This window comes from Bryocella sp. (assembly GCF_058498515.1).
On sequence record NZ_JBMHYI010000059.1, the window covers coordinates 1 to 5,608 of the forward strand.

6 protein-coding genes are annotated in these 5,608 nt (G+C 57.2%); all 6 read left to right on the plus strand.

The genetic code is table 11. The features are described 5' to 3' along the window. The coding region (locus AC5E6W_RS17300) for an FAD-dependent oxidoreductase (protein ID WP_491753578.1) at positions 1–1,352 on the plus strand (1,352 nt) is incomplete at its 5' end. Then, the gene (locus AC5E6W_RS17305; RefSeq protein WP_491753579.1) at positions 1,342–2,505 is read left to right on the plus strand and encodes a CaiB/BaiF CoA transferase family protein; all 1,164 of its coding nucleotides are present in this window, start codon (positions 1,342–1,344) and stop codon (positions 2,503–2,505) included. The genes AC5E6W_RS17300 and AC5E6W_RS17305, both read left to right, overlap by 11 nt. A 36-nt stretch (positions 2,506–2,541) precedes the next feature. Next, complete coding sequence (locus tag AC5E6W_RS17310) at positions 2,542–3,315, plus strand: enoyl-CoA hydratase-related protein (protein WP_491753580.1); 774 nt, start codon at positions 2,542–2,544, stop codon at positions 3,313–3,315. Between the two features lie 25 nt (positions 3,316–3,340). After that, positions 3,341–4,246: a LysR family transcriptional regulator gene (locus AC5E6W_RS17315; RefSeq protein WP_491753581.1), complete on the plus strand. Its 906-nt coding sequence runs from the start codon at positions 3,341–3,343 to the stop codon at positions 4,244–4,246. Between the two features lie 53 nt (positions 4,247–4,299). Beyond that, on the plus strand, positions 4,300–5,160 hold the full coding sequence (locus AC5E6W_RS17320) for a sugar phosphate isomerase/epimerase family protein (RefSeq protein ID WP_491753582.1): 861 nt from the start codon (positions 4,300–4,302) through the stop codon (positions 5,158–5,160). Further along, on the plus strand, positions 5,160–5,608 hold a 449-nt coding region (locus tag AC5E6W_RS17325), incomplete at its 3' end, for an aldose epimerase family protein (protein ID WP_491753583.1). The genes AC5E6W_RS17320 and AC5E6W_RS17325, both read left to right, overlap by 1 nt.

Genomic DNA, 5,608 nt, shown 5'->3' on the forward strand with positions numbered 1-5,608 from the left:
AGATCAAGGTAGCCGCGAAGGCAGATGTTGTCGTTGTTGGTGGCGGCCCAGCCGGCTTTGCGGCAGCGCTGGCTGCTGCGCGCAACGGCGTGAAGGTCATCCTGCTGGAGCGTTACAACTATCTCGGCGGGCTGGCCTCGGGTGGCATGGTGTTGGTGCTCGACGATATGTGGGACAACCACCAGCAGGAGATTTCAGTGCGTGGAATTATGCTCACGATGATCGAGCGCATGGCGGCCATGGGACTGGCGAAGTTCCCTAAGTCGGATGAGTGGGGAACCGATCCTGATTCGTTGCGCCGCTGGACACGCTGGGGCGCCTTCGATTTTCACACGCATACGAAGCCTCATCCCATCTGTTTCGCTGCCGCCTTCGATCCCGATGCGTGGAAGCGCGTTGCGCTGGATATGGTGCAAGAGCATGGAATCCAGCTAAGACTCCATTCGTGGTTTTCAAAGACGCTCGTGGAAGACGGCAAGGTGAAGGGAGTTATCTGCAACACCAAAGAGGGAACAGAAGCGATTCTTGGCGATGTTGTGATCGATGCCACCGGAGACCTTGACGTCGCATCTTCTGCGGAGGCTCCGCATATCAGTGGACGGTACATGCTGACGACGGTCTTTCGTCTCGGGGGCGTCGATACAGACGAAGCTGAACGCTTTGAGCGTGAAGATCCGGAAACGTACGCACAATTGGATAAGGAGATCAAGCAGATCCTCGGAGGTTCGTGGGGGCTGTGGTGGCTGAAGACACCGCTTCCCGGAGTTGTTTGGTGCAACTGTCCACACATGCTCGGCCTCGATGGCGTGAATGTCGAAGACCTAACAACAGCAGAGGTCAAAGGCCGAAAGCACATCTACGCAGCGGTAGAGTTTGCGCGCAACAAGTTGCCTGGCTTTGAGAACTGTTACGTCGTTGATGTTGCTCCACAGACGGGCGTTCGCCAGACGCGGTTGCTTGAAGGCGAGTACGTGATGACGAAGGAAGACCTCGCTGCGAGAACGCGCTTTCCCGATAGCATTGCTCGGGGCCGCGACTACTTCATGCCGTATCGCACCCTCGTTCCGCAGAAGATCGACAATCTGCTGGTCGCGGGCCGTCACTACTCTGCAACGTCGCAGGCGCAGAAAATGTCACGTGAGATCCCTCCATGTATGGCAATGGGCGAGGCCGCCGGCGTTGCTGCAGCGCTTGCGATCAACGCCTCTGTCGCAGTGCGCAACGTCGATGTCGCTGCCGTGCAACGACTGCTTCGTCAGCAGGGAGCGGACCCTGGAGATCAAGCCGGCAAAAATTCAGATGTTCCATCACTGGCTATAGCCAAACAATTCGCGGAGAACCATGGAAACTAAAACAGAACCAAATGAAAACGAGCTGCCGCTCAATGGCATACGCGTCATCGACTTTACGCAGGTCATGATGGGGCCTGTCTGCACGCAGACTCTTGCAGACTTTGGCGCCGACGTCATCAAGATCGAGCGCGCGCATGCCGGCGATCTCAGCCGGTCGAGCTTCAAGCAGATTGCCGGAGCTGATAACCCGATCTTCTGCAGCCTGAACCGTAACAAGCGAAGTGTCGCAGTCGACCTGCGTGACGCAGAGCAGATGTCGATGGTGCGCAAGCTCATCGCGGAAGCCGATGTCGTCGTCAATAACTTTCGTTCGGGCGTGATGCAGCGTCTCGGCCTCGGATATGAAGATTGCATGAAGCTTAATCCGGCCATCATCTATGCGGTTGGTACAGGCTATGGAGAGACTGGACCGCATGCGCACAAGGGAGGGCAGGATTTTCTGGCGCAGGCGTTGAGCGGCGTAATGATGCGGAAGGCGGACGCTTCCATTCCAACGTCACTCTATCCAGTGTCTCCGGCGGACTACGCGGCCGGCATGCACATGGTGCAGGGGATTCTTCTTGCACTGATCCAGCGTAGCAAGACCGGAGAAGGCCAGAAGGTGAACGTCTGTTTGTACGACTCCATGCTCGCGCTTCAGATGCAGGAGGCGGCGATGCATATGATGTCGGACTCCGAGGTGAACTGGGCTGCGATGCCGCTTTGCGGGGTTTTCGAAACGCTTGATGGGCCTATCGTTATGGTTGGTGCTTTCAAGGAAAATCCGTTGAGAAACATCTGCGACGCTCTCGGCTTGCCTGATCTTTCCGCCGATCCCAAGTTTGCAAATCTCACCGAACAGTTCAACAACAAGCCGGAGCTGCAAGCTGCCTTCCGCGCGAAGTTCATCACGAACACCAAGGCGCATTGGATTGAAAAGCTCGATGAAGAGGATATCCTTTGCGCTCCGGTCCGCACGATGAAAGAAGCCCTCGAAGATCCTCAGACGGCTGTGAATCAGATGATTCTGGAGGGCCCTGGCGAGGGGCAGCATCTGCGGCTTGTGAACAACCCTGTTCACCTTTCTCGGTCGACGGTCAGTGTGAGAATACCGCCGCCGCGATTGGGGCAGCATACCGAAGAAGTGATGGCAGAAGTCCGCGCCAGAAATTAGGGGAATGGAAGACCGAATGAGGAAGGCTGTGGAACGATGAATGTTCGTCTGACGATCGAGAACCATGTAGCAACCGTCACGCTATCCCGTCCCACTGCGATGAATGCGGTAGATTCAGCGACCAGAGATGAGCTGTTGGCGATCTGGTCTTCTCTTGAAGCCAGCACGGATGTACGTGTCATCGTCCTTACTGGCGAAGGGGACCGCGCCTTTTGTGTCGGGGCCGATCTCAAGGAGCCCGGCAGATATGGATTGGATTATTGGGCTCATCCAACGCCTGGAGGTTTTGGGGGCATTGCCCTACGTGAGACGCTGAATATTCCTGTCATTGCGCGCGTGAATGGATATGCGTTGGGTGGTGGCTTTGAGATGGTGCTTGGCGCCGACATCATCGTGGCCGTCGATGATGCGAAGTTCGGCCTGCCTGAGCCGCGTGTTGGACATATTCCGCTTGATGGTGGAGCCGTGTTGCTGCAGCGGCAGATCCCTTACCGGCATGCGATGGGAATGCTAATGACGGGCCGGCACATCTCTGCGCGGGAAGCACTCACGATGGGGCTCATTAATGAAGTCGCCCCGCGTGCAGGATTGGACGAGGCTGTTGGCCGGTGGGTGAAGGACATTCTCGCCTGCGCGCCAACATCGTTGCGAGCCATCAAGCAATGCGCGCGATTGACCTCGACGCTTACACCGGTTGAAGCACAGCGGGCACGTTTGCCGGCGTTGATCGAAGCGCTGGAAGCGGAAGACTCCGAGGAAGGCGTTCGTGCGTTTCGTGAAAAGCGCGCTCCGGTGTGGAGCGGACGGTAGTTGAAAGAGCGGCCAAAGGAATTTTATGCATGCCACTGTATTGAAGTATTTCGTAGAGGTAGCTCGCTGTGGGTCGATTCGAAAAGCAGCGCGGAATCTTTATGTTGCCTCGAGCGCAGTCAATCGACAGATACTGAACCTCGAACAGGAGCTGAACACGGAGTTATTCGTCCGCCTGCCGACCGGCATACGCTTGACCGCTGCCGGAGAGCGCGTGCTACTTCATATTCGCAGCACGATGGAGGACTACCAGGACCTGCGGATGCAGCTCGATGCTCTTAAGGGAGAGCGAACCGGGCATATCAAGGTGGCTGCGTTGGACTCTCTGCTCATCCGGGTCCTGCCTGCGACAGTCGTAGATTTTGCGCAACTCTATCCGGCCGTTACTTACTCGGTTGCGGCGGTAGCGCCGCAGAAGATCGTCGAGAAGGTGTCTTCAGGGCAGTGTGATGTGGGCATTACCTTCTTCAACAGAACAGCAGTCGGCGTAAAAGCATTCGCAATGTTCAACTTTCCTGCGGGCGTCGTGATGGATAGCGCACATCCGCTCGCGAAAAAGCAGAGCGTTACCGTGGAAGATTGCAAGGGGCACGCCATCCTGCGCAGTGGCGGACTTACGAGTGTGGACAGCATTGTGTCGTCGGACATGGCCGACCTTTGGAACACCCTCGTGCCCGTGGTGACGTGCAATTCGACGGTCATGCTGAAGCACCTGATTGCGGCAGGCCGTGGGATCGCGTTTATCAGCAAGGTTGCGTTTCTGGATGAAATTGCAAACGGCACGGTTGTATGGCGGCCGCTTGCGTTCGGGATGTCAGATGCGATGCAGATGGCGGTGATCATCCCATCGTCGCGCGCTCTGCCGCCGCTCACTTATGAGTTTATTGAGAGACTCGCCCAGCGCATGAAGCAGCTGGAAGCGCAAGCCTAGCTGGAGGATGTATGCTCTTCGTGTAATCGATTGCTACCTATTGGAGGGCTCAAATGAAGTTTGTCGAAATGACCCGCAGGACGTTTCTCGTTTCCTCGGCCATGGCCACGGTTGGCGCACGCGTTTGGGCGGAAGGGACGAAGCCGCGGGTGGGATGCCAATTGAATGGGTTCGGGCCGAAAGCAGGGGACTTCGACGCGATCGTTGGGTTTGTGAAGCAAGCCAAGGATCTGGGCTACGTTGGGTTTGAGACGAATGTGCATTTCGTCAGCGATCAGTTCGCAAATCCCGCGCCGGCGCGCGCCAAGCTGGATGCCGTTGGTTCTACCTTCATTGGCATGCACACGTCCATGGACGAAGCCGCGAAGAGCGACCTCGCGAAGACCTGCGATGGCGGCGCTGCGCTCGGCGCGCATTACATCGTGATGAGTTCGGGCGGATTGTCGCCGACGGGTGTTTTTACCGAGGATGCGCTGAAGGCAAAATGCGCGCAGTTGGAACAGTACGGCAAGGTATGCAAGGATCATGGCATGGCGCTCGCGTATCACAACCACACGCATGAGTTCGCGAACCACAATGCCGAGAACCAGGGCATTGCGGACCACAGCGACCCGGCTTTGGTGAATTTCCTGATGGATGCCGGTCACGCGTATCAGGGTGGCGGCGATCCGTCAGAGTTCATGATGCGCAACTCGAAGCGAATTGTGGGCTGCCATTTGAAGACGTTCAAGGACAACAAGACTCAGGTGCCGCTGGGGCAGGGTGATTGGGGTTTTGAGAAGCTCGCGGCAGCGGTTGCCAAGACCGGCTGGAGTGGATGGTTGATGGACGAAGAGGGCGGCACGCCGCAGGGTTCGGATACGGCTGCGATTGCGCCTGACCGTGAGTACATACGGAAGGTGTTTGGCGTTTGATGGCTACTGTGGACACATTGCGGCAGCAGTTCAACGTCGAGGGTGTGCGCTTTGGCACGACGAATGGGTTGGTGTACGTGCAGGTGGCTACACCAGATGTGATCGCTACGATCTATCTGCAGGGTGCGCACCTGACCGCGTGGCAGCCTGAGGGGTTTGAGCCGGCGATATTGGTGAGTCATACAAGCGAGTTTGCGGAGGGTAAGCCCATTCGCGGTGGAATTCCGGTTGTGTTTCCGTGGTTTGCCGGAGATCGCAAACGAGATCGGATTGATGGTCATCCTGGCCCATCGCATGGCTTTGCGAGGGTGCAGGAGTGGTCGCTGGATGCGGTGAAGCGGGTGAAGGATGCCGTTGAGATGACCTTCACGCTGGGGCCGACCGATTTGAGCCGGTCGATGGGGTATGACCACTTTCAACTATCGCTGGGTTTCTTTCTGGGCCGCGA

Bases quoted from the DNA above. Each gene is read 5' to 3' on its own strand.
- AC5E6W_RS17305 (WP_491753579.1), top strand. From the start codon at position 1,342: ATGGAAACTAAAACAGAACCAAATGAAAACGAGCTGCCGCTCAATGGC.
- AC5E6W_RS17310 (WP_491753580.1), top strand. From the start codon at position 2,542: ATGAATGTTCGTCTGACGATCGAGAACCATGTAGCAACCGTCACGCTA.
- AC5E6W_RS17315 (WP_491753581.1), top strand. From the start codon at position 3,341: ATGCATGCCACTGTATTGAAGTATTTCGTAGAGGTAGCTCGCTGTGGG.
- AC5E6W_RS17320 (WP_491753582.1), top strand. From the start codon at position 4,300: ATGAAGTTTGTCGAAATGACCCGCAGGACGTTTCTCGTTTCCTCGGCC.